At 46.3% G+C, this 836-nt stretch carries 1 protein-coding gene; it reads left to right on the forward strand.

The genetic code is table 11. The features are described from left to right. On the forward strand, nt 1–836 hold an 836-nt coding region (locus ABRT01_RS18290; RefSeq protein ID WP_367749204.1), incomplete at both ends, for an IS256 family transposase.

Here is an 836-nt window from a genome sequence, read left to right on the forward strand (position 1 = left end):
AAACGGTCCCTTGATACCAAACACGGTCATATTGATGATCTCGCAGTACCTCGTGATCGCCATGGTGACTTTCAGACGGAATTATTTGATCCTTACCAACGCCGTGATCAGTGGGTAGGTGAAACAGTGACGCGCATGTATCAGAAAGGCGTTAGTACGCGTGAAATTGGGGAAATGATTGAACATATGCTAGGATCTTCCTACTCCGCCACAACCGTCAGTAACATCACGGAAGCGACAGTTGAAAATATTGAGGCCTGGCAGCAACGCCCATTGAATAAACGCTACTCAGTCCTCTATTTGGACGGAACCTATTTAAAGTTGCGCCGGGATGACGTTGCCAATGAGGTCGTCTACATCGTCATTGGAGTTAATGAGAATGGCTACCGCGAAATTCTCGGATTTTATGTAGGCGGTCAGGAAAGTTCCTTGGGCTGGAAAGAGATTTTGATAGATCTTTACGAGCGCGGGGCTGAAGAAGTGTTGCTTGGTGTGTTTGACGGTCTTCCCGGGTTGGAAACAGCTATGAAAGAGGTGTACCCAAAAGCCGATGTCCAGCGATGCGTTGTTCATAAAATCCGCAATGCGTTAAATGCCGTGCGTAAAAAGGATCAGACAGCCATAGCAGAAGACTTAAAACCTATTTATCAGGCAAGTACCAAAGAAGAAGCCAGAAAGCAATTTAACGCATTTAAGCAGGTTTGGCAATCGAAGCATCCTAAAGTCGTGAAATCATGGGAAGAAGATCTAGAAGTGCTTCTGACTTTCCTGGATTACCCATCGTCTATCCAGCGCGTGATATACACGTCGAACATCATCGAGCGGACGATGAAGGA

The organism is Lentibacillus sp. L22 (genome assembly GCF_040812445.1).
Taxonomy (GTDB): Bacteria; Bacillota; Bacilli; order Bacillales; family Amphibacillaceae; genus Lentibacillus_C; species Lentibacillus_C daqui.